Source organism: Methylobacterium sp. J-078, from assembly GCF_022829285.1.
Taxonomy (GTDB): Bacteria; Pseudomonadota; Alphaproteobacteria; order Rhizobiales; family Beijerinckiaceae; genus Methylobacterium.
In genome coordinates this window covers 1-22,965 of the sequence record NZ_JAKSYI010000057.1, presented here as the reverse complement: position 1 = coordinate 22,965, position 22,965 = coordinate 1, and the positions used below count along the sequence as shown (strand labels likewise).

At 61.1% G+C, this 22,965-nt stretch carries 26 protein-coding genes and 1 tRNA gene; 9 read left to right on the top strand and 18 right to left on the bottom strand.

The window, feature by feature from the left end; translation table 11 throughout:
• The first annotated feature begins 117 nt into the window (after positions 1–117).
• A tRNA-Thr gene (locus MKK58_RS07730) sits at positions 118–192 on the top strand.
• Between the two features lie 75 nt (positions 193–267).
• Here the strand turns inward: MKK58_RS07730 and MKK58_RS07725 are convergent.
• Genes MKK58_RS07725 through MKK58_RS07715 form a run of 3 tightly spaced genes read right to left on the bottom strand, consistent with a single transcriptional unit; the run spans position 268 to position 2,212 of the window.
• Positions 268–519 carry a hypothetical protein gene (locus tag MKK58_RS07725; RefSeq protein ID WP_243911522.1) on the bottom strand — a complete coding sequence of 84 codons (252 nt, stop codon included), beginning with the start codon at positions 517–519 and terminating at the stop codon, positions 268–270.
• 4 nt (positions 520–523) lie between these two features.
• Positions 524–2,020, bottom strand: a complete 1,497-nt coding sequence (locus tag MKK58_RS07720; protein ID WP_243911521.1) for a hypothetical protein — start codon at positions 2,018–2,020, stop codon at positions 524–526.
• A 12-nt stretch (positions 2,021–2,032) separates the two neighbouring features.
• Positions 2,033–2,212: a hypothetical protein gene (locus MKK58_RS07715; RefSeq protein WP_243911520.1), complete on the bottom strand. Its 180-nt coding sequence runs from the start codon at positions 2,210–2,212 to the stop codon at positions 2,033–2,035.
• Between the two features lie 217 nt (positions 2,213–2,429).
• Between MKK58_RS07715 and MKK58_RS07710 the strand changes: the two genes are divergently transcribed.
• The 5 genes from MKK58_RS07710 to MKK58_RS07690 all read left to right on the top strand — a co-directional run bounded on the left by MKK58_RS07710 (position 2,430) and on the right by MKK58_RS07690 (position 7,669).
• A complete protein-coding gene (locus tag MKK58_RS07710; protein WP_409565213.1) occupies positions 2,430–2,675 on the top strand; it encodes a helix-turn-helix domain-containing protein in 246 nt (81 codons plus the stop codon).
• A gap of 254 nt (positions 2,676–2,929) precedes the next feature.
• Positions 2,930–4,657 carry a Hint domain-containing protein gene (locus MKK58_RS07705; protein WP_313899271.1) on the top strand — a complete coding sequence of 576 codons (1,728 nt, stop codon included), beginning with the start codon at positions 2,930–2,932 and terminating at the stop codon, positions 4,655–4,657.
• 406 nt (positions 4,658–5,063) lie between these two features.
• Positions 5,064–5,771: a HipA family kinase gene (locus MKK58_RS07700; RefSeq protein ID WP_243911518.1), complete on the top strand. Its 708-nt coding sequence runs from the start codon at positions 5,064–5,066 to the stop codon at positions 5,769–5,771.
• Positions 5,752–6,651, top strand: coding sequence for a DUF3037 domain-containing protein (locus tag MKK58_RS07695; protein ID WP_243911517.1), 900 nt, complete (start codon positions 5,752–5,754; stop codon positions 6,649–6,651). The genes MKK58_RS07700 and MKK58_RS07695 overlap by 20 nt, the downstream gene beginning before the upstream one ends.
• Positions 6,652–7,102: 451 nt before the next feature.
• Complete coding sequence (locus tag MKK58_RS07690; RefSeq protein ID WP_243911516.1) at positions 7,103–7,669, top strand: hypothetical protein; 567 nt, start codon at positions 7,103–7,105, stop codon at positions 7,667–7,669.
• Between the two features lie 420 nt (positions 7,670–8,089).
• On the opposite strand, the gene MKK58_RS07685 is transcribed toward MKK58_RS07690, so the two are convergent.
• Both MKK58_RS07685 and MKK58_RS07680 read right to left on the bottom strand, forming a co-directional pair.
• On the bottom strand, positions 8,090–9,205 hold the full coding sequence (locus tag MKK58_RS07685; RefSeq protein WP_243911515.1) for a phage baseplate assembly protein: 1,116 nt from the start codon (positions 9,203–9,205) through the stop codon (positions 8,090–8,092).
• Positions 9,205–11,085: a nitrate- and nitrite sensing domain-containing protein gene (locus MKK58_RS07680; RefSeq protein WP_243911580.1), complete on the bottom strand. Its 1,881-nt coding sequence runs from the start codon at positions 11,083–11,085 to the stop codon at positions 9,205–9,207. The genes MKK58_RS07685 and MKK58_RS07680 overlap by 1 nt, the downstream gene beginning before the upstream one ends.
• 9 nt (positions 11,086–11,094) lie before the next feature.
• Between MKK58_RS07680 and MKK58_RS07675 the strand changes: the two genes are divergently transcribed.
• Entirely contained in the window at positions 11,095–11,409 is a 315-nt protein-coding gene (locus MKK58_RS07675; RefSeq protein WP_243911514.1) for a hypothetical protein, read from the top strand.
• Here MKK58_RS07675 and MKK58_RS07670 read toward each other — a convergent pair.
• The 12 genes from MKK58_RS07670 to MKK58_RS07615 form a co-directional block, all read right to left on the bottom strand.
• A complete protein-coding gene (locus tag MKK58_RS07670; protein ID WP_243911513.1) occupies positions 11,375–11,902 on the bottom strand; it encodes a hypothetical protein in 528 nt (175 codons plus the stop codon). The genes MKK58_RS07675 and MKK58_RS07670 overlap by 35 nt on opposite strands.
• A gap of 430 nt (positions 11,903–12,332) precedes the next feature.
• Entirely contained in the window at positions 12,333–12,542 is a 210-nt protein-coding gene (locus tag MKK58_RS07665; protein ID WP_243911512.1) for a hypothetical protein, read from the bottom strand.
• A 230-nt stretch (positions 12,543–12,772) separates the two neighbouring features.
• Positions 12,773–13,039, bottom strand: coding sequence for a hypothetical protein (locus MKK58_RS07660; protein WP_243911511.1), 267 nt, complete (start codon positions 13,037–13,039; stop codon positions 12,773–12,775).
• Positions 13,026–13,691 carry a hypothetical protein gene (locus MKK58_RS07655; protein WP_243911510.1) on the bottom strand — a complete coding sequence of 222 codons (666 nt, stop codon included), beginning with the start codon at positions 13,689–13,691 and terminating at the stop codon, positions 13,026–13,028. The genes MKK58_RS07660 and MKK58_RS07655 overlap by 14 nt, the downstream gene beginning before the upstream one ends.
• A gap of 736 nt (positions 13,692–14,427) precedes the next feature.
• Entirely contained in the window at positions 14,428–15,846 is a 1,419-nt protein-coding gene (locus MKK58_RS07650) for a phage/plasmid primase, P4 family (RefSeq protein ID WP_243911509.1), read from the bottom strand.
• Complete coding sequence (locus MKK58_RS07645) at positions 15,830–16,696, bottom strand: bifunctional DNA primase/polymerase (protein WP_243911508.1); 867 nt, start codon at positions 16,694–16,696, stop codon at positions 15,830–15,832. The genes MKK58_RS07650 and MKK58_RS07645 overlap by 17 nt, the downstream gene beginning before the upstream one ends.
• Positions 16,693–17,076 carry a hypothetical protein gene (locus MKK58_RS07640; RefSeq protein WP_243911507.1) on the bottom strand — a complete coding sequence of 128 codons (384 nt, stop codon included), beginning with the start codon at positions 17,074–17,076 and terminating at the stop codon, positions 16,693–16,695. Before MKK58_RS07640 ends, MKK58_RS07645 begins: the two co-directional genes overlap by 4 nt.
• Complete coding sequence (locus tag MKK58_RS07635) at positions 17,073–17,285, bottom strand: hypothetical protein (protein ID WP_243911506.1); 213 nt, start codon at positions 17,283–17,285, stop codon at positions 17,073–17,075. Before MKK58_RS07635 ends, MKK58_RS07640 begins: the two co-directional genes overlap by 4 nt.
• Positions 17,286–17,289: 4 nt before the next feature.
• The gene (locus tag MKK58_RS07630; RefSeq protein WP_243911505.1) at positions 17,290–17,496 is read right to left on the bottom strand and encodes a helix-turn-helix transcriptional regulator; all 207 of its coding nucleotides are present in this window, start codon (positions 17,494–17,496) and stop codon (positions 17,290–17,292) included.
• Positions 17,497–17,653: 157 nt separating this feature from the next.
• Complete coding sequence (locus MKK58_RS07625; RefSeq protein ID WP_243911504.1) at positions 17,654–18,523, bottom strand: hypothetical protein; 870 nt, start codon at positions 18,521–18,523, stop codon at positions 17,654–17,656.
• Positions 18,516–19,739 carry a tyrosine-type recombinase/integrase gene (locus tag MKK58_RS07620; protein WP_243911503.1) on the bottom strand — a complete coding sequence of 408 codons (1,224 nt, stop codon included), beginning with the start codon at positions 19,737–19,739 and terminating at the stop codon, positions 18,516–18,518. The genes MKK58_RS07625 and MKK58_RS07620 overlap by 8 nt, the downstream gene beginning before the upstream one ends.
• Before the next feature lie 472 nt (positions 19,740–20,211).
• Positions 20,212–20,451, bottom strand: coding sequence for a hypothetical protein (locus MKK58_RS07615; protein ID WP_243911502.1), 240 nt, complete (start codon positions 20,449–20,451; stop codon positions 20,212–20,214).
• A gap of 128 nt (positions 20,452–20,579) precedes the next feature.
• Here MKK58_RS07615 and MKK58_RS07610 point away from each other — a divergent pair, with 128 nt between their 5' ends.
• Together MKK58_RS07610 and MKK58_RS07605 are read left to right on the top strand one after the other, a co-directional pair.
• Entirely contained in the window at positions 20,580–20,846 is a 267-nt protein-coding gene (locus tag MKK58_RS07610; protein WP_243911501.1) for a DUF6894 family protein, read from the top strand.
• Positions 20,847–20,966: 120 nt separating this feature from the next.
• Positions 20,967–21,242 carry an adenylosuccinate synthase gene (locus tag MKK58_RS07605; protein ID WP_243911500.1) on the top strand — a complete coding sequence of 92 codons (276 nt, stop codon included), beginning with the start codon at positions 20,967–20,969 and terminating at the stop codon, positions 21,240–21,242.
• Between the two features lie 78 nt (positions 21,243–21,320).
• Here the strand turns inward: MKK58_RS07605 and MKK58_RS07600 are convergent, their stop codons facing one another.
• Positions 21,321–21,521, bottom strand: a complete 201-nt coding sequence (locus MKK58_RS07600) for a hypothetical protein (protein WP_243911499.1) — start codon at positions 21,519–21,521, stop codon at positions 21,321–21,323.
• Positions 21,522–22,965 lie beyond the last annotated feature (1,444 nt).

The window sequence follows — 22,965 nt, the reverse complement described above, 5'->3', positions numbered from 1 at the left end:
CCATCGCGACGCACAAAACCGAGGCAATTGTCGACGATGCGATTGCCAAGGCGTCCGCGATCGGCTACTTGCCCCCTCGTCCGGTCGCGAGGCCATCGCCGCCGCCACGGACACCGCGCTGCTGTAGCTCAGTGGTAGAGCACCTCATTGGTAATGAGGAGGTCGACAGTTCAATCCTGTCCAGCAGCACCATACACTTAGCGTGTTACGGTGTTTCTCAAATCGGGGTCTGGGTAACGCAGTGGGTAACTGCAACCCTCCCCTGTTTCAGCCTTCTTCCAGATCGTGATCGCCACCGCGCATCCAGACGATCTGACACGCGCCACCGATAGGTGCGGCAAGCGACGGCTCCGAATCAGCGTCGGGCTCGAAGTCCGCGTCGCCGTCAATCTCATCAAGGATCGCAACGATGCGGTCCACTACGTCGAGGGCGAGGTCAGCAAGGCGCTGGAACTCCTCGCGCGGGATGGTGGCAGCCTGGATGCGGCCGGATGCCGGGAAGCGAATGACGTTGGTCATCGGATCAGCCCCATGCCTTCAGCGCTTCGAGGAGTAGGTCGGGTGCGTCGCGGCGATCGATCCGGCCGTTGCAGGCAATCTCGTGCTGGATGCGCAGGCTCAGAAGGTTGTCGCGGTCGTACTCGTTCGCAGGGGATCGCCGCGCGGCTTCATCGACAATCCGGTCTCTGAGGAAGCTGAGGCGGCTATCCTCAAAATCCGCGAGCCGTCCGAGCGGGCTGAGCGTGACGCAGCCATTCGAGTGCCTCCTGGCCACGGCCCCAGGCAGGCACATCGCCCCGTTCCAAAGCTCTCGAACCGCACCCACCCTTTCATAAAGGGCGCTCAGCCCGTTGATGCCGAGGTCCGAAAGGTTGATGCCCTCTGCCGACGCCTTGGGCGTGAGAGTGGGCTGATCGGGCTTCACCGCATCATCGCCGATCGCTCGCCAGCGGTGCCCGACCGCGTGCCCTTTGTGCACCTCGAAGACCTGGTCTGATCGAAAGGCGAGGTCGTGAAGGGCATCGATCCGCAGCGTTCGCCGCAACTCGTCTTCGAGCGCAGCGCGCTCCTCCTCGGAGAGGCCCTGGTAGCGGGCATTGAACTGCCGCGTGAGTTCGGACTGCGCGATGCTGCTCAGGCGCGCCGCCGTGAAGGCGATCCACTGCGCGATAGGTCTACGATGCAGTTGCCCTCCCGCGTCCTCGTAGGTGATGAGGCCTGTTCCATCGATATCACCAGCAGGCACGGAGCGGACTGTGGTCACGTCCCGCAGAGGGCTCCTAGCGATCAGACTGGTGACGGCATGAGGATCGTCAGAGATCGGCACGCCTTGACTTTCCTCGAACGCCACACTGAACCGAGCCAGTTCGCGGCACCCGGCCGCTGTGCGCGGCACGGTCACAAGGATGGCCTTGTCGATGTAGGCCCAGAGTTCTCCATGCAGGATGTTCCGAGCCTTGAAACGCGGATCATCGTCGGTCGCATCTGCCGACGCGGCGTAGGCAGCATCAACCTCACGAAGTTGCCGCCGGGCTTCGTCGATCATGTCAAAGATTGGATCAGCGCCCGGCGTCTGAGTGGTCAGCGCGCCCAGCGCCTCGATGTCCTGCACCACGGTTTCCCAGGCGCGGAGCGGCATGGTTGGCTCGCCCTTGCACGAGGCGCGCTCATCATCGCGCTCGTAGCGGTAGAGCGGAGCCTTGGCGGCGAGATCCGCCAGGGACCGGGCAGGGAAGCGGCAGATCTCACCGTGGAGGCGCGACCATTCTGGGCTGACGGCGTCGGCCTCCTCGTCGGTGAGGTCGCCACTGTCCTGCACCTCGGTCAACCTGACCCACTCGGCGACCATGGACGCCAGTTCGAGCGATGCAGCAGCGTCTGGCGCATCCTCGGCGTCTTGTGCGGGCTCAGCCGGCTTGCGCCGGACAAACCGGCCAGCGGCGTCGCGGAGATGTCCGGCGCGCTCACGGAGACTCTGGGCGGCTTCGGCAGTGTGGGCAGTCTTGCTTTGCGTCGTCATGCCAGCCTCCCCTCAACCGATCTGCAGGAAGCCGTAGGCGAACACGCCTCCAGCGATGATCAGGATGGCGGAGACGAAGTCGCCGGCTAGGTCGAGGAAGCGCGGGGCGCGGACGTGTGGGGTATCGGGCCGGACGGGCGCCGTAACGCGCCAGTCCTCGGCGCTACCGGGACCGTGCTCATCGGGCTCCAAGGAAGGGGCTGGGCGAGCGTACAGGGCGCCTGAAGATCGGCGTTTGGAATTTGAGGGGGCAAGCGGGTTCGTTGCCATAACCGGTGTGCTCCGGGGCTGAGATGGTCGGGATGATGAAAAGTCCCCACGCGGATTGGCTTTGTGTCACCGCGTTGGTACACTGTACCTATAAGCCGCGTTTAGGCACGGCGTCAACACGCGTTTGGACAAAACACAAATGGTGCCTGTTCAGATCCGGATGGCGCGAGCAGCGGTTGGCTGGGGCGTAAGGGAACTTGCGGAAAAGGCGGGCGTGACCGCCAACACCGTGACACGCATCGAGAACGGCGCAGACGCCAAGCAATCCACGATGACAGCCCTGCGTTCGGCCCTCGAAGCGGCCGGCGTCGAGTTCATCCCTGAGAACGGCGGTGGGGCTGGCGTGCGGCTGCGGAAGCGGCAAGATGCGGGCAGTGAGAGCTAAGCGGCACCTCCAACTATAGCCTGAAAGCTAGGCCTTGTCGCGTTTTAGCAACACCGATGGTTATTGGAAAAATCGAATTTTTTGCAAGCAAATTGTCTTTTTGCGAAATAAGAGTGTGTTCTAGATTGAATTCTATGCAGGATTATCTGTTTTTTGAACACAGTACTGTAGCGAATACCAAAAGGCGCTCGTAGCTTTGCCTTAACGCCTAGAATGGTTAGTGTAGCAAACAGTTGGTATGCTGCGCATTCGGGATGCAAATAATGACCTCGTATACAGTCGGCCCTGGTCAGAACGTCTCTGGTGTTACCTTAGCCGATGGAGATCGAATGACGGTACTCTCAGGCGGTACCGTTGATGAAACGAATGTTTCGGGCAATGCCAACTTAACCGTCGAAAACGGCGGATCTGCATACAATACAAATGTGCAAAGCAGTTCTTTTGTGCGAGGATATACTTCTAATACGATTGTATATCGGAACGGAGTCGAACAGGGTCAGCAAGGCGGCGTTCTAAATAACAGTGTTATTCAGTCAGGGGGCAGACAAGTTCTATTTTCAGGAAGCACATCTTATAATACGGTTCTGGAAACCGGCGGGGTCCAGTATGTTAACTCGCAAAGCACAGCCATTGGCACTGTTATTAATGGTGGCGCAATGTCTGTGGGTTCGAATGCTAGCATTTCCGACGTAAATCTAAAGCAAGGAGGCATACTAAACTTCTCATCACTTGATTATGATTTTAGCAACTCGGGCGCTTTGTATAACCCAAATACAAATTTTTTGACTGTTTCAGGTCGACAGGCAAGCGTCTCAGTAAAGCTTTCTGGAACCTATGACGGTCTATACTTTATTGCGTCTAGAGCAAGTGCTTCGAACGGCGGTTTTCGTGATATTGTTTTTGGAACCACAGTAACCTTGAGTACCGTCCCCTGTTTTGTCGCCGGCACTTTAATTCAGACTAACAGAGGTCTCACTCTTGTTGAGAAGCTCTCTATTTCCGACAAAGTTCTCAATTCATCGGGACAGGCGCGTGCGATCCATTGGATTGGCACGCGCCACATAGACTGCATACATCACCCACGCCCAGAAGCCGTTTGGCCTATACGCGTTCGAGCCCACGCCTTCGGACAAGGCCGGCCAACTCGTGACCTTCTTCTTTCCCCCGACCACTCAGTCTGCGTCACCGTCCTTGACGAGGTGCTTATTCCTATAAAGCACCTTCTCAACGATGCAACCGTCATTCAAGTCCCCACTGAAAAGGTCACATACTGGCACGTTGAACTGGATAGTCATGATATCTTACTTGCCGAAGGCCTACCTGCTGAAAGCTTCCTTGACACGGGCGTACGTGCTGACTTCGAAAATGGGGCGGACCATATGACCCTCCACCCCGATTTCAGTCCACTGACCCTCGCCGACTTCTGCAGACCACTGGTTCAGGAGGGGCCGATCGTTGACGCGGTTCGCCTGCGCCTGCTCGCCCGCGCCTCGGAGTTGGGCTGGACCCTAACGGGCGAGGACGATCTTCACGCTGTTGTCGATGGTGCGGTCGTCTATCCAAAGCGAGGTGGGACCGCCGCGCGCTTCGCGATCCCTGCCGGCGCCCAGGAGATCCGGCTGGTCTCGCGCAGCTTCGTGCCCGAGCGCGTGCATGTCGGTGCGGGGGATGGGCGCCGCCTCGGCGTGCCCGTACGCGGCCTAGCGGTGGAGGACGGTGCCGGGGAAACACGGTCGCTGCCGATCGGGAGTGAGGCCTTGAACCAGGGCTTCTCGTTTGTGCAGGGCGGGTCTGATCGGCCTTGGCGCTGGACGACGGGTGAGGCGATCGTGCCTCCCATCCTCTGGGCTGGGACGGAGGGTGGTTTCAGCCTTGTTGTTGAACTGGCGCCCGAGGAGGGGACTCTGCGGGCTTGGCAGGCGCCCGCACTAGTGACGAGCCAGGAGGCGTCCGAAGCCAGCCCTGAAGCCGCTGCGGCGTAGGCTCCGACAATCAGATTGCCATTCAGGATGATTATGCCCGGCCGCTGTCATGGGGTGCGGGGCATTCATGTGGTTGGCTGACGCTGCGGGTTCGAATGCGGATCTGTCATTCGAACCCCCGCCCCCCCCATTACGAAGGAAGGGGCGCCCTCAAAGCCGTAGCGTCATCATTGTTGAGCAGAATGTTAAGGGGCCGGGAGTGCGGCCGAACAAAGCGTGGTAACCAAAATTTCAAATCGCTAGGTTCGCACAATCTGCAATCACGACGGCTTGACCAAAAGCGAAAGCTAGGTGTCCTATCCTCTCTCAGGGTAACCTCGACAGAGAGGCCAAACCAGTGTTGCCGCCAGTTCCCAATCGGCAGCTTCCGCTTTTCGCGAGACGCGCCCTGGTAGAGTACCCAAACTTGCAAGGCACCGCCGACGCCTTGGGCGAAGTTGAAGCCGATGACAACCATCGATACCATATCAAGGGTGATATTGACGGTAAGTTGATTCGGGCTAGCGAATGGATCTGCACACACATCGCGGAAGAAGTCGGCATCGCCGCCCCGACACCCATGGTGATCCGTCGCCTCGACGGAAGTTTGGTATTTGGCTCCAGGCGCATTTCCGGTGTAGCTGAAGACATTGCTACGAGGGCATACCTAGCGCAGCCGTCGAATACAAACTTAGGAGCCCCACCCATCGGCTTAAAGCCGCTCCTATCCGCGGTTTACGCGCTTGATCAATTTATAAATAACGACGACCGACATCCAGGCAATTACCTTTCGACCGACGATCAGGGCACGAGGCGGCTCTATACTTTTGATTTCAGCAGAGCTATGTTCTGGGACTGGCCTTGGGCAGGTTTTCTGAGAGTAGACTCGAACACCGTTGTCGTTGGCCGGCTACTGCGCATGCTCCACGGCTTCGATCATATCACAGCGACAACGACACTGGACAGAATCGAAGGCTTGCCATTGGCGGCGGTGGAAGGATTTGTTAACCGGATGCCGGAAGGCTGGCTCCCAGCCCAACAGAGAGATGAGTTTCTGGAATTTTGGGGCAACGGGGAACGGGCAGCGCGCGTGAACGATCTGCGAAGGGGCTTTGATGATGGCTCGATCTTATGAGTTCGCCATCATCCGCTTTGCTCCGGATGATGGCCGCGATGAAAGACTGAACGTAGGCGCTGTCGTGTTTCAGGACGACGGCTTGGACATCCGTGTCTCGCGGCGGCTTGAGAAAATCCGCGCCCTCTCGGCAGCACTCGACGTAGACTTGCTGCGTGAATTTATCGTTGGCCTGTCAGACATTGATCAAAGGATGCGAGATTCGGGCTCCTTTGATATAGGGTGTCGGAAGCAAATTATGTCCTCTCTTGGGCCAATCAAGCTTTCCCAAGTAGGACAATTCTGGGTTGAGCAGCAGAGCGATTACGAAGATCGTATCTCGTCAATACTCAAGTCCTACGTCGACCCAGAGCCCGCTCTGCCCAGAGCTAAGCGGAAATCATCTAAGCTGCTTACACAGATAAAATCAGAGTTCCGCAAGGAACGAGTTTTGGCCCAGCGGCATGAAGATATTGAGTCCCACCGTATTGTGAGTGGATTTGAGCTTGACGAAGGGCTGGTTGCCGATCTTGTACTAAGAAACGGTGCTATGCATGTCGTGGAAACCGTTGATGCATCAAACGACGAGGTATCCTTGCGTCGTGCTATTGGAGATATAGCGGTATCAGCCCTGGTTCTTGAGCGCGCAAGAATGCGGTTTGGAGATAAAAAAACCAAAGCTCGCCTTGTCTACAATGCATCGGCGAATATTGAGCGAATTGCTCGCCCCTCACTTGATGCAGCAGAGCATCAAGGGGCAGAGCTTATAAATTGGTCAAGCGCGACGCAAAGAAGCCATTTTGTACATGAGCTTGCAAACCTTGCCACCCCTGTTGCAAAGAAAAATAAGAGGGGCCAGGTTCGGTTTTCCCCTGGCAGAGAACACGGATTTAATTTTTGAATCAATAATAGCATGACGTACTGACCGCAGATTAAGGGATATAGTATCGTAATGCTTTATGCCATTGCTGCCCAGACATTCCTCGCAATGCCGGCCATGCTGCTGATGTCTTTTGCGTAAACTTTGTATCACAATGAGGCGCCATGGCGGGAGCAATTAGCTGCCGCTATGGCTGGGCATTCTCCATTATGCCCGACGCATCGTAGCCCCTCCGCTCAGGGCTTTCACAAGTGGGGATGATGGCAGAAACGTCAGACCCTGAGAGAGCAGGGCTCGGTTGCATGAAGCCTGCACAGATGTCAGATTGTCTGCCATCGAACTTTTCTGTGTACGGGGCGTTCGTCGGCGTGTGACTCTCTTGAACCGTGATGCCAAGCTTTCGAAACGTAGCATCTAGCGGAGGCCTAGGGGGCGACAATGGTTTTGGCACCGTATTGTTCCGGAGAGCGCGGTGGGTTGGAGGAAAGCGAAGAAATGGGCTCTCCCTACCGCTATCTCACTGGGTCTAACCCTAATATTTCTTTCGCTGCTTTATTTTTTTGCGGCCTCCGTGCCACAGGGCGAACTTGCGGTTTATTGGTTCCAGGTTCTTTCTGGCAATTGGTCTCCAGACGGGGCCCCGAAGGAGCCTCCTTCAACGAAACATACACAGGTCCTGTTGGGTTCTGTTGTAGCCCTTATTCTTAACTTAGGAACGATCCTGACAACCATTTTAACTTTTGCAGGAATTTTTTTACTCAGAGAAAGTCGTATTAAGATGGAAGTCGAGAAAGTTGTCTCGGACCGTGATCTACTTATCAAAGCTAGGGTTCTGCAGGCTTTCGTAGCTTCGCACAAAAGTGCTGACATTGGCGTTCCGCAAGCTAAGAATTTAATTGAAGCGTTATCCCAGGCATTTAATGAAGCTACAGAAGAGTGGCATAAATATAAAGAAAAAATACTTAGTAAGGAAGACTGTGCTCAAATTGATCGAATTATGCGCACTGATATAAATAGTATAAATGTTTCCCCTGATTAAATAAAATATAACGCCAATTGAGACGGGGGAAGATAGTGAACGAACTTGAAAAAGCAATCATTGATGAAATCATCAAAGATATGATAAAACAGGGGAAGAGTAAGGAGGAAATAAAGAAGAGATTGGACGCTCTATTCGGTAATACAAACAGAGATTAAGTATCAGTTTCTGACACGAATAATTTTAGCAAAAAGTTTCTGAGCGTGTTTCTAAGTTAGGCAAATCCACGTCGATACCTTGGAATATAAAATTTATTCTGCATTTCCATAACCACTGATTGGTTGATGCAATGGCCGGACCCGCATCGATTTAAATTTAATTTTGCTACATAGATAATTTTTGTCGGATAATATTTCTCTGCCCTTACCTGGATGAAAAGGTTGCACCTTCCCGGATGCGCAGCCGACATGGCTGTCAGTTTCACGTAGCCGCCTCCGGCTGAGCTGCCGAGTTCCCGAGGTCATAGAACCCATCGTTCTTCGTGGCGTCGCCCTTGCGCTGCTGCCAGGCCAGCTTGTTAACAAGGTCGAGCGTCGTGGTCGTGCCACTGTTCGGGTCCTGCGTGTAGGCGTAGCCGGCGACCTTCAGTTCCTCCTCGCCGCTCTCCGTGGCGAACAGCATGGGCGACTTCACGGTGACGCCGTCCGAGGGTTCCCAGAGTCCGCCCACACCCGGCTTCAGCCAGCCCTGGTAGGTGAGCTGCAACTGCAGCGCCATCGCCTGCAGGGCTGACGCCTCCCAGTTGGTGCGCATCTGCGTGCCCTTCTGATCCGAGGGCATCTCGGACAGCACCTTCAGCTTGGCGCCAGGGGTCCCGCCGGTCACCGTCGCCTTGGCCTGGATCTCGGCTGCCTTCTTGCCAAACAGGCTGTCGGACCCTGACTGCTGCGAGTTGATCACCAGAGCCTCGACCGCGAGGTGGCGCAGCTGGCAGTTCGCCGAGAGGATGTTCTGTCCCTCGACGAACGCGACGCTGCTGCCCCCGGACTTGGGACCGGCCACCACGTTCCCAGCCTTGTCGGCATAGAAGAACAGGTTGCGCTGCCGGCAGAGCCGCGAGATCAGATCGAAGGGCGTCTCGCCGTAGCGGACCATGACGTTCGGGAAGGGCATGTCCCAACCCTCCGGCCCGTTCTGAACGCGGAAGGACAGGCCGTAAGGCTTCAGGACGGAGTTCGCGATGGCATCGAGCTTGTAGCCCCGGTACTGCCCCGTCCCGCCGTCGATGCTCGCTTCCGTGATGATGCCGGCCTTGCCATAGCCGACGACCTGCACGGCATGCCGATTGCCATCGTAGGCGGCCTGCCGGTCGCGGATGTAGCCCTCCTGGATCACCACCTGACCGGCGAGCGCGATGTCCACCCGGTCGCCGGGCTTGAGGCGCAGGTTCGCAACCGCACTTGGCTCCGCACAGACAAGACGGAAGGATCTGATCCAGCCCTCCGTCATGAAGTTCTGCTCGACGGCGACGCTGATCCAGTCGCGGTAGGTGCCGCCGTTCGTGCGGACCTCGCAGATAAGATCGGGATCAGGCATCAGATCGCCTCCACCTGTCTGGATTTCGAGACCGTGGTCTCCTTGAACAGGTCGCCCATCGAGGTGCGGGCACGGGTCCCGGCCGGGAAACCGTTAAGATCGATCGTCATCCGATGGCTCTGGGGAGGCGGTGCTGCCGTCTCGCGGGAGAACATCCGTCCCATCAGCTTGTCGCCTGAGCGGGCTCCCGAACCTGGCACTTCGATCTCGTCGTCACGAAGCCGGGACATACCGCCCGGCACGTTGGAGCGCGGCCGCTGATAGTAGGGCACGTCTGACCCGCCCTCTGCGGCCGCTGACGGTTCGGCAGATGGAATAGGCCCTGAGTAGGTGCCGATCCCATCCCGAACGCCGATGCCGGCGCCGATGCGACCGTGCCACGGGCCCCAGCCGCCCTTGCGGGCGTGCCTCATCGCGAAGTCGATTTGCTCCCGCCAATGAGTTGGATCGCTGGCGTGGTGCCCTGTCTCGCGAGTGTAGGCGTCGCCGAGGCCCTTCGAGGACATGCCGCCGCCGCGCCCTGCGTAGTGAAGCTGGAAAGGCCCGAAGCTGGTGTAATTGCCCGCCCCATCCCGGTCGCCCGGCGTCATGCGGTTCGGCGTCGAACCCCGCAGGCCTTCGCTGTTGGCGATGCGCAGGGCCACGCTCGGATCGATGCCGTGCCGGGCAGCGGAGTTGCGGATGTAGGCCGCGATCTCTGGATGGACGTTGCGCATGTCGCGCGCCGAGATGCCGGGCATCGAGCGATTGGTGCCGAGCGGGGCTGTGCCGGAGGAGAGGGGCGGGCTTACCATGGGCCCGGCCCCCGCCTCGCCCTGGTAGCCACGGCCGGCACTGCCGCCGGTCACGTTCGCATTGCCGCTTCCGCCTCCCGCCGGGTCGGGAAGGCCCAAGGGCGGTATGCTGCCGACGCCACCGTAGCCGCCAGAGCCACCCCGACCGTAGGCAGCCTTGTGGATCAGTCCGCCACCGCCCCCGCCCACGGCACCGCCGTAGCTTGAAGGCTGGGCCGTTGCCCCGCCCGCGCTCCGGAGCTTCTCCAGTTCGTCGCCCACGCGCTTCAGCTCATCCGTCATGCGGTCGCGCTTGCGCTGGTAGTCGGGGGTGCTCGGGTTGGCGTCCAGGAGCTTGCGCTGCTGTTCGATGCTGTCCCGACGGCCCTCAAGCTGCTTCGCGCCGGGCGGGCCACCGAGGACAGGGGTGAACTCCTTGTTCTTCGACGGGTCGCCTAGGCCGATGAATTCCTTGAACTGCTCGTAGGTCCGGACGATCGCTTCGAACTCCTGCACGGTCGTGCGGGCGAATTTGCCGATCTCCTCAAGCTGCTTGCCGAAGGCGGCCATGGTGTCCGCCGAGCCGAACTTCTCGACCAGGCTGGATAGCTGCTCCAGCAGGGGGCCCAGCGCCTGCGTGCGCAGCCCGTCCATGTTCTCCCGCACCCGGCTCAACGCCGTCTCGAAGCGCTGGGCTGCCTTGACCTGGGCATCCGTCGTCGTGCCCTGCGCCTTCAGGATCTCGTCCATCACCGCGCGATAGCGGCCACTGACCTGGCCCGCGACGGCGGCAATCTGGTCCGAGCCGAGCACCATCTCGACCACCTTCCGGCGCTTCACCGGGTCGCCGATGTTGCTCACCGACTCCATGAAGCTGTCGAGCGCCGCCTTCATGTTTGGCGACGAGACCATCTTCTCGACCATCTCGCCGAGGTTCATCGCCTGCAGGTCGGAGTAGGCTTCGCCATACCGCTTGCGCAGGCGGCTCATCTCATCTGCGAACTTGCGGACGCCACCCTGCATCGTTTCGGCAGAGACGCCGAACCGTTCACCCAAGGCACCGAAAGCACGGAGCTGGTCGACGGCCAGCCCGGTCTCCTTCGACATGATTGCGAGTTGCTGAGTGCCCTTGGAGAAGCCGCTCAAGGCAGCCGTTACGGCACCGAGGGACACGCCCGCCGTGAGGCCAGCGACACCGAGACCGGACAGCACGGGCTGGATGCCCTGCAGGGCCGTGGTCGTCTTGCCGAGGGTCCCGTGGAAGGCATCGAAATCCTTCTTGAGATCCTTGCCGGCCTGCGTGCCCGTAGCGGCGGTGCGCTGAAGGGCGGTGTGCAGCTTGGCCAGCGGACCGGTGAAGCCGTCCTGGACTTCCGCGACGAGGCGGAGGCGATCGTCAGCCATGGGCAGGCTCCTCTGTCTGTTCGGTAAGACCGCGTTCGGCGATGACCTCGGCGGGCGTCACGTGCCCTTCGCCGCCCGTGGTCAGTTCAGCCATGGCAGACAGCACCTCGGCTTCCACCAGCGTGAACACCTGGGCGCTGCCCTTCTCGGGAATGCGGCTCGCGATGCGGCTGGGTAGGCTCAGGAGCTTGTTCCGGAGCTTCATGTGCTGGACGGTGACCGCTGCCATCGCGTCGTCGATCAGCACCACCTTGCCGATGGACAGATCGTTCTTCAGTTCGGTGGCGATCGCGAGCGCGCGGTCCTTGCGCGCACGTTCCTGCGCGGGATCAAGGTCGCCGGCTTGAGCCGGCTGCCGACCGGCGGCCACCACGCGCAAATGTCCGATGTACTGGCGGCGAACGGCATCAAGGTCGTACTCGCCGCGCGGCGCCCGGGTGATGACCGTCTCGTCCAGCAGTTCACGGAACCGGCGCTCGCTCATGTCGAGATGCGAAGCGACTTGGCTGATCGTCGACATGGCGGCGGAACCCCTTATGGAAACTGAGCACCTAGACAGAAGCCGGACTCGCGCTGACCCTCGACCCTGGCTCCCCTGGGAAGGACCCATTGTAACTCTCGCCGCACATCCGGATGTGCTACACTTGCGAGACCTACCGAACCCGATGAGGTGCTTCGATGGATAGAAGGCAGGGTCTTGAAGTCGGCCTTTTGGCTTTCGCGTTCTTCATGACAATTTGGAGCCTGCGGCCCGACTGGATGCGATCGAAGAACTCGCGGAATGCGGGGCCTAGGCATGACTCCGGTTCCGGCAGCAGCACTTCGTCTGACGGTGGCTATGGAGGCCACGGGTGCTCTGATGGTGGCTCCAGCGACGGCGGGAGTTGCGGTGGTGGAGGAGATGGCGGCGGCGGAGGCGGCGACTGAGGATCGCTCTCGGCGTTCTCTGCTCACACTGGCCCCCACATCCCGCCGCGAGCCCTATAATCCTCGGCGGTCTCGTGCAGCGTATCAGGTGCGATGGTGCGCTCGTCGCCGTTGCCGATGCCGCCAGCGTCGCCGGGATCAACGGGCGGCGTCCACGGAATGACTGCGGGCGCCAAGTTGGCATCCGCATCGTTCGGGGCGCTGTCGCTGGTATCCTGAGTGATCTTCGGCATCGCTTGCTCCTTTGAAGGAGGAGACCGCAGCGGGGTAACCCCTCCGCCGCGATCCCCGATCGTCCCTGCACGAGCAGGGGGTGCAGTCTTGCCGGCCTTCGTATCCTCCGCCCCCATGGCTCTGGATCAGGCGTAGGACAGGCTGGCTTGTCGCTATTGGGCTGACCGGATTAGCCCTCAAAAGCGCGAGTGAAGGAGGCCCGTGAGGATCTCGCCCGCGCGATCCTGTTTCAGGCCGTACGGCGCCAAAGGCTGCCATCGGCTGCGTAGCGTTCGGCACCGATCTGGTAGGAGGCGCCGGGGGTATGAAGCTCGCGCTTCGTCTGCTCAACGGCAGATCGGGTCTGAGGGGGCTTGCCCTCGGCCTCGCGGTTCTGGGCGGACCACGCCGCGATGCGCTCAGTTTGGGTCAGCTTGCGTTCGGTGGCAGCCAGCTCGGGCTTGCGCAGGACGCGACGCGCCCAAGCGCGATCTGCCTCGATATCAGAGCATTTCATGGACAATCCTATGGGGAAGCGGGGCGGCGACTTCGCCCCAGATGAAGACGGTGTCGGTGCCCAGGGCGGGCAGCTTCACGCGACTAGCAATCGTGCTGTGCGGCTGGTCGGCCTTGCCGTTCCAACTGCAGCGGGGCTCACCAGGCGGGACGGGTTCGGCGCCGTCTGGCAGGGCGTAGTTAGCTGCCGCGATCAGCGCGGCGCCTTCGCGGATCTTCGTCAGCAGCGGCACTAGGCGATGCGCTTCGGTGACGTACTCGTCGGCCAGCTTGGCGACCTCGGCTGAGGCCTTCATGGCCTTGCGGTGAAGCTCCTTGCGGCGCTTCTGCTCGGCTTCGTGATCAGCCTTCGCCTTCGCTTCTGCGGTGACTGCAGCGGCGTGCTGCACGTCGGCCTGATCGATGCGGATCTTGGCGACGGCAACGCGGTGGTCGAGGGCGGCTACCTCGTCGGCCGTACCCCTCAGCAGAACGTCGGGTCGGGCAGCTTCCAGCGCTTCGCGGTCGCTGACAGCGGCATCCCGATCCGCAGCAATCTCCACGGATGTGCGGGGCGCTGGACGCATCGGCTGGGCCGGCAGGCGATTGCTGCCGAGGCTGACGATCGAGTGAAGGGTGTTAGCTTCGCGGACGTTGACGGTTGGGAGGCTCATGCGGATTTCCTCAGGCTGCTTGGCGAAGAGCGGGAGCGGCGGGAGGCGTGCGGGGTCCGTCACCGTCGTCCAGATCGGGCAGCGCCACGCCATCAACGAGCAGTTGAGCACGCACGGTTCGGCGAACGTATTCACTGGTTGAGACGCGATTCATTCGTGCCGCGCGCACAACGGCATCAGACAAGCCGCGCTCTGCACGGAAGCGAACGGCCTCTGGAAAAGTCATGGAACGAGCGGCGGTCTGCACGACGGGCTCCTTGGGTGAAGCTTTAAGGTGTGCAGACTGTGCCCCATCAGAGGCGTTCAGGACCACAGATGAATTCGGGATCTTCGGAGATTTCAGGCTGATCTTGCCCAGTCCCTAAGCAGACTATCTAGGCCTAAACGGTGGAAGTACATTGCCACCTCAGCCCGCGAACGGCTTCCAGCAAGGTAGGCCTTTAGCGCTCTGCTATCGTCGTCAAGGAACATAGTGAGGGCCACACGGCTCACGACCCATGAGCCCCCGCCGACGCGCCGTCCGATGTCGTGGTTCAGGCACCAGAGCCGAACAGTGTCGACGGACTTGCCTGCAATCTTGGCGGCCTGGGACAGGGACAGACCTTCTCGGCGGTCGAACGGGATGAGGCAGCGGTTGGCCACCTCGGTAGATGCGGATGATGAGGATTGACGAGGGTTCCCCGTAAACCGCCCATTCGCGCACGTGCGCGTGTGCGTGCAGTAGGGAGGATGCTCATCAATCCTCATCATTGCCTCCCTGGGAGTGGTCTACCCGAACCTCGACACCAGCGAAGCCACGCGCCCTGGTTCCCAGTCCGGTGGGAACGTTGAGCAGCTTCTTGAACCCCCGCTTCTCAAAGTTTTCCGAGAAGGCCTTCAGCGAGCCAACAGCCTCATTGTTGCCGAAGGCGTACTTAGACCAGGAGTCAAATAGCTCTTTTGTTGTGGCCTTACGGTATGGGTTGCCACGCTCAACGAGGCACCGTTCCTCAAGCCACTGACTGAAAGTGTCCTGTGCGGTGAAGTACTCGTCGGTGGCGTCCTTCACGACGTCGGGCCGCACGAGCCGGTTGGCCTGCCAGTCCAGGCAGCCTTCGATCATCCAGCGCAGGATCGCCGGCCATTCGGCCTTCAGCTTCTCCTCCAGGCGCGGATCGGGCACCGCCGGCTTGAACAGGAAGGGCAGGAGGTTGAAGCGGCGCCGCGCCGCGTCATCCACACTGGAGAGCCCCGGTTTGTTGTTGCCGATGATGAGGAGCTTCAGCACCGGCATGAACTCGAACTCGTCCTGGCGCATGTAGCGCGCGCGCATGACGTCGCCGCCGGTGAGCTGCTTGATCCGGCTCTCGGCCCACTGGCGCCCCTGTTCGGTCTCCGAAGCCGTGACGAGGCGGGCTCCACGCAGAGCCGCGATCTCGGTCGGGTGCCGGTCGTGCTTGGCCGCCGTGAACGTCTCCATCGCGGCGTTCAGGGCGTAGTCGTTCAAGATCCCGGCCAGTACGTGGATCAGCACGCCCTTGCCGTTGCCGCCGCCACCGAAGGCGAAGCACAGCGCCTGCTCGCTGGTGTCGCCGGTCAGGCAGTAACCGGCCCATTGCCGAATGAACCGGATGTAGCCGTCATCGCCTTGGGTGACGTCCTGCAGGAACTGGAACCAAGTCGGGCAGTCGGCCACCTCGGCTGGTGTCGCTGCCGTCAGCTTGGTGATGCGATCCTCGCGCCGGGCCTCTCGCAACATGCCCGTGCGGAGGTCGACCGTCCCGCCCGGCGTGCCGAGGAGCCAGGGGTCCTTATCCCACCCTTCGATCGTAACCGCGAAGGCTGGATCGGAGCGGCAGAACTTCTCCACGCCGCCGGCAAAGCTCACCTTCGAGGCGATGAAGCGCGTCTTGGGGTCCTCGTCGGCGCAAAGCTCGCGGGCGAGTTCACGCGCCCATTGGAACGCCTTGCCCTGCCGGTTCGGGACCCAAGCCGCGCCGGTCCATTCGTGCCACTTGCCAGTGTCGTGGCAGAACAGCAGCTCGCCAGCATGGCGCTCGGCAAACTGCCGGGCAGCGTGATCCTCGGTGAGCAGGTCGCCGTTGCTGCCTGCGCGCGCGCGCCGGTTCTGTCCGAACTCCGACAGGTTCAGAATGTCCTCAAACCCGGCTACCATTCCGAGCCTCCCTACGCTTGAGTTCCTTGCGGGCAATGGAGCCGACCGTCTTCGTCACCTCCTCAGGCCTCAGGGGCGGGCTGCACCGGGTCGCGTTCCAGGCTTGGACCAGTTCGTGCGCGACCTCGGGATCGACGAAGCGACGCAGGAGATGGCCGGTCAGGCGGGAGACCGCCGTGTTGCGGCCCCCGTCCGAGACGCCCTCGGCAACGAAGCGGCGCCACTCGGCTGGGGATCGCGCAGCGCCCAGGCTCGGCTGTGTCAGAGCCCGAACCATCCAGTCCGGCATCGGTGCTGGCACCACCTCGTCCGGATGATGATCGACCGACCACTCGTAGGGCCGCCCCGAACGATGCAGGCTAGACGGGGCGACGATGTAGCCGCCGGTCCCCCGGATATCGAGACCGGGCGCGAGGCCACCATTATCGCCCGCACTGTTGCGAATTTCGACGCCGGCTGGCGGCCTGAAGAAGATGTGCTCGCCGCCGCCGCCCGTGATGGAGCGGCAGGTCTCCGGCAGGGGACCGTGCTCGGCCTCCAGGGCGCGGAGGCTATCGTCACCACCATGGCGTGGGTCGACGTCAAGCACGATGGTGGAGCCGGTCGCCAGCCCAAGGTTGGCGAAGGGTGCGACCGTGAACCATCGCCGAACCACCTTCTCCTCGTTGGTCGCACTGTTCAGCCCGCGCGGCGCCAGCTTCGCCATGGGGTGCTTGCCGGCGTCGCCACAGTCCCGCACGCCGCAGGTACAGACGAGACTGCCGTCTGCGGCCGCGCGCATGCCATGGAGCGGGAACACCCGCCCGCCACGGCTGGCAAGGTAGAGAGCGGCGTCGAGACGATCGCTCATGACCGCGCCTCCATCGCCCGCCGGAGACCGCGCTCGATTGCATCGTCCCCGCCCGTGCGGCCCCGCTCGTAGACCCAGCGGCACACGTCCTCCGGCTCGTCGGTGTCAAGGTCGGGCAAGCCCATGCTGAAGACGCGCAGGCGCACGCCCTGTCGGACCTGGCGGACTGCTGTGTACCACCGGAGGCCGGGCGTGAGCTGATTGCCGGGATGCAGGAGGCGGATCGTCTCGACCTCGGCCAGCGAGGAAAGGCGGATGCGATGGCTTCGATCAGGCCGGCGCTCGAAGAAGCGGGCATCGGATAGGATGCTCGCCTCGTTCTCGGCTGTCAGCCGCTTGAGCCGACGCTGAGCGGGGCGGGAGAGCGCGCTGATGCTCATGCGCGGCTCCCCCATGTCTCGGGGATTGCATAAGCCTGCTCGGCAAGCACACTGGCGTGAGCGAAACTCAGACCAAGACGGGCGGCAAGCTTTTTTGCTTGGTAGAAACGGGGCTGAGATGCTAAGGAAAAGTTGTCCGCCTGCGAAGCGACAACACTATTTCCAAAGCCCTCGCCCTGGCCGGCGGGGGTTTTGACGTTGTGGGGCATGCGCTTATGCGGCCTCCTTCACAGCGAGGCGTGCGTCGAAGATATCGAGGGTTTCCTCGCTCCAGAGCCGCCGTCCGTTCACGATCAAATCGGGCTTCGGGAAATCAACTTTCCCATCGTTGATCCAACGCCAAAGTCCCATTTCCGAGATGCCGCCATAACGACGCCGAACCTGGGTGGCGGTGCAGTAGAGCTTGGGTCGATCGCTCATTTTCACCTCTCCAAACACGCGCAAACTCTTGCGCTCGAAAGCAATGTGCTTCGAACACCTGATCGCGTCTATGCTGATGATTGAGGCGCAGTTACTCGCATAACTTCGCGGAATACTGCGATACAGCTAACCGCAGGATCGTGTGGGCAACGACGGGCTAGTTGTCCGCACTCGTGCCGGGGTTGTGCCTACGACCAAATTTCTCACGGTATTCCGCTCCGAAATCTGCAAGCGAAGGCTCAGACCTGAACTTAATCAATCGTGCCAAGGCGCCGCTATCGACAGACTTGCCATCACCTTCAGCGTATTTCGGGTCATCTTCGAAAATGATCTTTAGCTTGCCGGCCCCGTATGCAGTTTCGCATCCATCCTTGAGAGCCGCATCTCTTTCCCAGTCGCGAAGGGTTGCTGGAGGAATACCCATGCGAGCCGCAACTCGCTGTTGAGCGACCTTCTTTGTCTGACCCTGCCCATGCAGGAAGGCGACGTGCTCCAGGGCGCTAGCTCGCATTTTGTCCCACGACCACGCGGTACCATGTCGTCCAGCAATGGCTGGACGAACGATGTCCTGGACTTCACCATCACCAAGGGCTTCGAGCGCACCCGCTAATCTATTTAGAAGCCAGCGAGGCATCAGAACAGGAACAGGATCAATCGCTGGCCGATGCGGATGGGGGCCAAGATCTCTATGCATCGCTAAGACGAGGCTGAGCGCTATGCGCTCACATCCGACCCAATCATCCAGCTGGCTCAACCTTCGATCAGGTAAAGGCTCGTCGAAGAGCCAGCGCACGAACTCAAGAGTTAGAAGCTGCCAGACTATCCGTCCTCGCGCCGCAGTGTGGATTGCTTGGTCTGTATCACCAGCATCAACTGCGGCTTGATGAACGATGCTCAGCACACGCAACATCTCAAAAGCTTGTACGGTGCGATCCGAAGCGCCTGCCGGCAGATCGAGTTCGGGTACGTTGTGTACATACGCATCCCATAACTCGTCACGCCGAGCTTTCTTCCAGGTTTCATCCATGGCGAGAGCCTTCGCTGATTAAGCTGGAGACATGCCTCGCCCACGCTTCCAACGCCGCTCGCTTCTCAGCAAGGTACTGATACCGATTGTAGACGGCAGCCACGCCGCTGATCGTGCCGGACCGATGGTTCAGCACGGCTTCCACAACGTGCGGGTTCGTACCCAGACGGGCCATGCCGGACGCGGCCGTGCGGCGGAGATCGTGGAAGGTCCAACCGGGGAAGTTATCTAACGCCAACGCCCCGATCTCGGCATCCAGTCTGCTCTTGGCTCGAGAGTATCCCGCGATTGGCCCCTTGCCGGTCGTGGTGAGCAGGTAGTCACCCTTGATGCTCGGCAGCGACCGCAGGATGGCCGAAGCCGGAGCGCTCAGGGGCACGATGCTAGCCAACTTGTTCTTCGACCGAGTGGAAGGCAGATGCCACTCCGTGCCGCCCTCACGGATCTCGGTCTTCACAATACCGGCCACCTCGTCCCGGCGCTGAGCCGTCAGGATGAGAAGGTGGACGAACGGCCCAAATGGCCAGCCGACACGATCAGCAGCCTGCCAGACCAGTCGCAACTCCTGATCACTCAGGACCCTATCACGGGCTGTTTCCTGCGATGGCGCCTTCACGAGTGCGCACGGCGACGCTGTGATGATTGAGCGATCGATGCACCAGTTGAAGAACTTGCGCACGGTGGCAAGCGTCCGGTTCGCAGCCACGGGCGCGCCGCGATCCACAATCCCGTCGAGGAGGTCGAGGACATCACGGCGAGTCACGTCCTGAACCCGACGCCGCCCCCAGAGAGGCATGACCTCCTTGCGGAGGATGCGCTCGGCGGTCTCGGCCGTCCTGGCCTTGTTCTTCGGCCTCACATGCCGCTCAAGGAAATCCTCGATGACACCGGAGACGAGGTCGTGGTCGGCGGGTCGTTGCCGAGCCTCCTTGGCAGCCTCAATCTTCTCGGCACCCGGATCACGGCCCAGGGATAGAGTTTGGATTGCCTCACGCGCTCGGCTTCGCGCAGCCGGCAGATCAAGAGCCGGATAAGGCCCCAGCATCATTTTCCGGGTACGGCCAGCGAAGCGATAGCGGATGCACCATGCCTTTCGGCCGGTCGGATGGATCACAAGGTAAAGCGACGGCATGCCGGCGTCGGGGATCTCGCGACGGGCAAGCGGGTCAGGTTTGAGGCGGTCGACGGACTGCACGGTGAGCACCTTCGCGGTCATCTGTTGTGCGCCCTGGGTATCATCTGGGTAACGGAAAGGGGCTGTTATGCCCTGTTACCCAAAGATACTAACCAAGGCTCACAAGGATGCCAAATGCTGGTGCGGCAGGTGGTTACGGTCTCCTCGGACCACCTGCTTTGTTCGGCTTGGTTTGCCAATGGCAGGTGTTTGGTAATGAGGAGGTCGACAGTTCAATCCTGTCCAGCAGCACCATTCTTTCCGACAACTTAGTCAAAGCATTGCTGACCGGCGACGCGCTCCGGTAAGCGCAGCGCATGCTCCCGTTTTTCGATTGCGGTCGATGCAGGCGCGATTCCAATCGCGAATGCTGGCGCCGCGCATCGACCCGCCGCGGATCCGTACCAGGACCGGCGCGCGCGGGCTCGGGACCCCTGCGCAGAAAACCTGCCCGGTCACGGCACGTACGCTGCGTCCGGGCCACTGAGCATCCGTCCCGCGACGGCGCTTGGGGTCATCGGGCGATGCGCGCGACCGTCCGATCCGTGGCGCTGCGGACGTAGCCTTGAGAGATGAGCCGGTCCCGCTGCATGGTCCGGCGCTCGGCCTCGGCGAGATCCGCGAGCGCGTCTTCGACCACGCGTACGAGAGCGGCCCAGGGGTCTCCATGCGCCGCCCGATGGTAGGCGAGCGCGATCGTCTCGGCCTCGGAGAGTTTGACCGCCACAGGCGGTTCGAACGGACGGGCGTGCATCTTGGATCGATCCCTGAAAGAACGTATCAGGAACAAACCGCATCGAGGCCCACGGTTCAATGGAAAGGGCCAAGGCCGCTGACGCGTCGGTGGACGGCTGTGGAGCGCGGGGTAGAAAGCCAATGCCGATGCGGCTTTACCGCTTCCACTGCACGGACGGACATGATCTGGTTGCCGACCTGCGCGGGCGACGCGTCCCGACGGTGGCACTGATGCGCCACTACGCCGAGCGGGTCGCACTCGACCTGATGTTGCACGGCGCACAGCTCGATTGGTCGGCTTGGCACGTCGAGGTCTACGATGCGAACGGCCGGGTGGTGTTGACGAAGGCCTTCACGGACGTCCGGTATGACCCCCGGCCGCCTGAGCCCGGAGAGACCCGACCGTCGCGATGAAGTCGACGAGACGGGTGAGCGGGAGGCCGCGGCGATTCCTGGCCAAGTCCGCGAGATCTCGGAGGATTTCGCAGAGAGTCGGCAGTGCGCGCAGAGCGCTCGGACACAGAGGAGACCAGCGTGGCGTTCAAGGCGAAATCGGCAGCGGAGACGAAAGCCGCGGATCTGGCATCCGCCCTCATCCGGATTGCCGACCGCGAAGGCGCACCGCTCAACGTCGGCGTCGATCAGCTTCGACAGGGCAATCCACGTCTCACGCCCCTGGCGATTGGCCAGACGTTCCGGAAGCACCGAGACAGCCTCGACGCGGCGCTTGCCGAGCGCGGTTACGTCCTCGTCGACTACGCTGATCAGGGGCCGGGACGAGGAATGGAATTCGAGATCGCTACGGCGTGAGGATGCCTGCGCGACGCGGCGCGATGGGAGGAGGCCCGGCACAACCGAACGGGGGCCGGGTCCATTGTTCGGGCCGGATCAGGCGAGATCGTTCTGCTCCTCCGGCTCTTCGGGAAGGCGCTCGGCCGGGTCGACTGTCTCCTGCGTGTGGCTGCCTTCGATCCGCCGGGTGCCGGTGGTCGCGCCCTTCGGTTCGGATTCCTTCGGATCGTCACCGCCATCCCGGGTGATCACCTGATCCATCGGGACGTCGAGCGGCTCCTGCTTGTTCTCGGTCATCGTTTCCTCGCCAGTTTGCTTGTTCGAGGCCAACGGTTGAGGAACGCGGTTGTTCGAACGCTTCGCCGCGACAGCGGGATCGATCCACCGCGAGATCGAACGCGGCCAGGATGTCCGCCTGTCGCGTTCTGCATGCCGGGGACGGTGGCACCGCGCGTCTTGGTCCGGGATCGGACATCAGCGTCGATCCTCATCTGCACGAGGTCGCACGAAGACAGTGCCAGAGCGCGCGTCGAAAGCATCAGCGCTCTCATGGCTACTGCTATGACCGACAGGAAAACCTTAGGCCTTGCCAAAAATTTCGATCCCACCCGACCAAAGTCGTCGCGCAACATGAAAAACCCGCTGCGGCCGAAGCCGGGCGGGTAAGCGTCACGTCGTCGCTGGGAAGGAACGGCTCATCGTGTCAGGTGGTATGCCAGAAATCGTCGATCGTCGCGCCCCATCGGGAAAACCTCTCGGCTCTCAACCGCTCGAAGGTTTCGCCCCGCCTTCCAAAGACATCTTGTGACGACGACTGCACGTTATGCGAGGCCGCATCAGCATGAAGCAAGAACCGCCTCAGGGGGATCTTGGGGGGCTATGTCTGTCGAGCGTACAGAACCAGATCAAACCAGTTGCGAGAGGCGCTTACTCGCATCCTCAAGAGCGCGCTCGATCGAATCGTATTCAATCTCGGACTCTTCGCGGAAGAGTTCCGCGGTGCCGCAGATGGACCAGAGATACCGGCTCCGGTTCCTCGGGGATGGCCGGATACCGATGCGATAAGGACACTTCGCTGAAACTGACATCGGCATCTCCTCGCATATGGTTAACGGGCTTTTCATGGCCAAGGTTCCTTGCCCGGCCGGGCATCTCGCTCGGACATCGTCGTTTCGCGGGACCCAAACAAAAGCCCGCCGCGGCCGGAGCCGGGCGGGTGAGGTTCGAGTCTCGCTCGAGATGCGTTCCGAACGGGGCGGCAGTGGGATGGTTCGCGGCGTGTCACCGATTACAAAATGCGGTTCACTGGCAGCGGGTCCATTCTCCGGATCGCTCGGCGAGACGGGCGAGTGCAGCCTGGCGGTACTCATTGGGGCTGATCTCGACATGATCGCGAAACCGGCGAGAGAAGTGCGAGTCGCCGAGCGGCCAAGTCTAGACGCCGCTTCCAGATCCAACCAGCAGCGCTGCGCCCATCCTCGCGAAACAACTCTCGAAGACGCCGGAGAGAGATGCCCATCGCAGCGGCGATTCGTGCTGGGTTGGATCAGTGACCGCCTCCATCGAGCCGGGCAGTACATGGGAAATCTGCTCCTGCGGGAGCTTCGACATCTAGGAGCTTGTCCGAGTAATCCTCTCGACGACGAGGCTGCGAGGTGATTCACTCGGCTCATGGCCAAGGTGTTTCGCTCCTGGGACGTCGATCAGGGCTGGCTGTTGCCGCCCTCGCTGCACGAGTTCG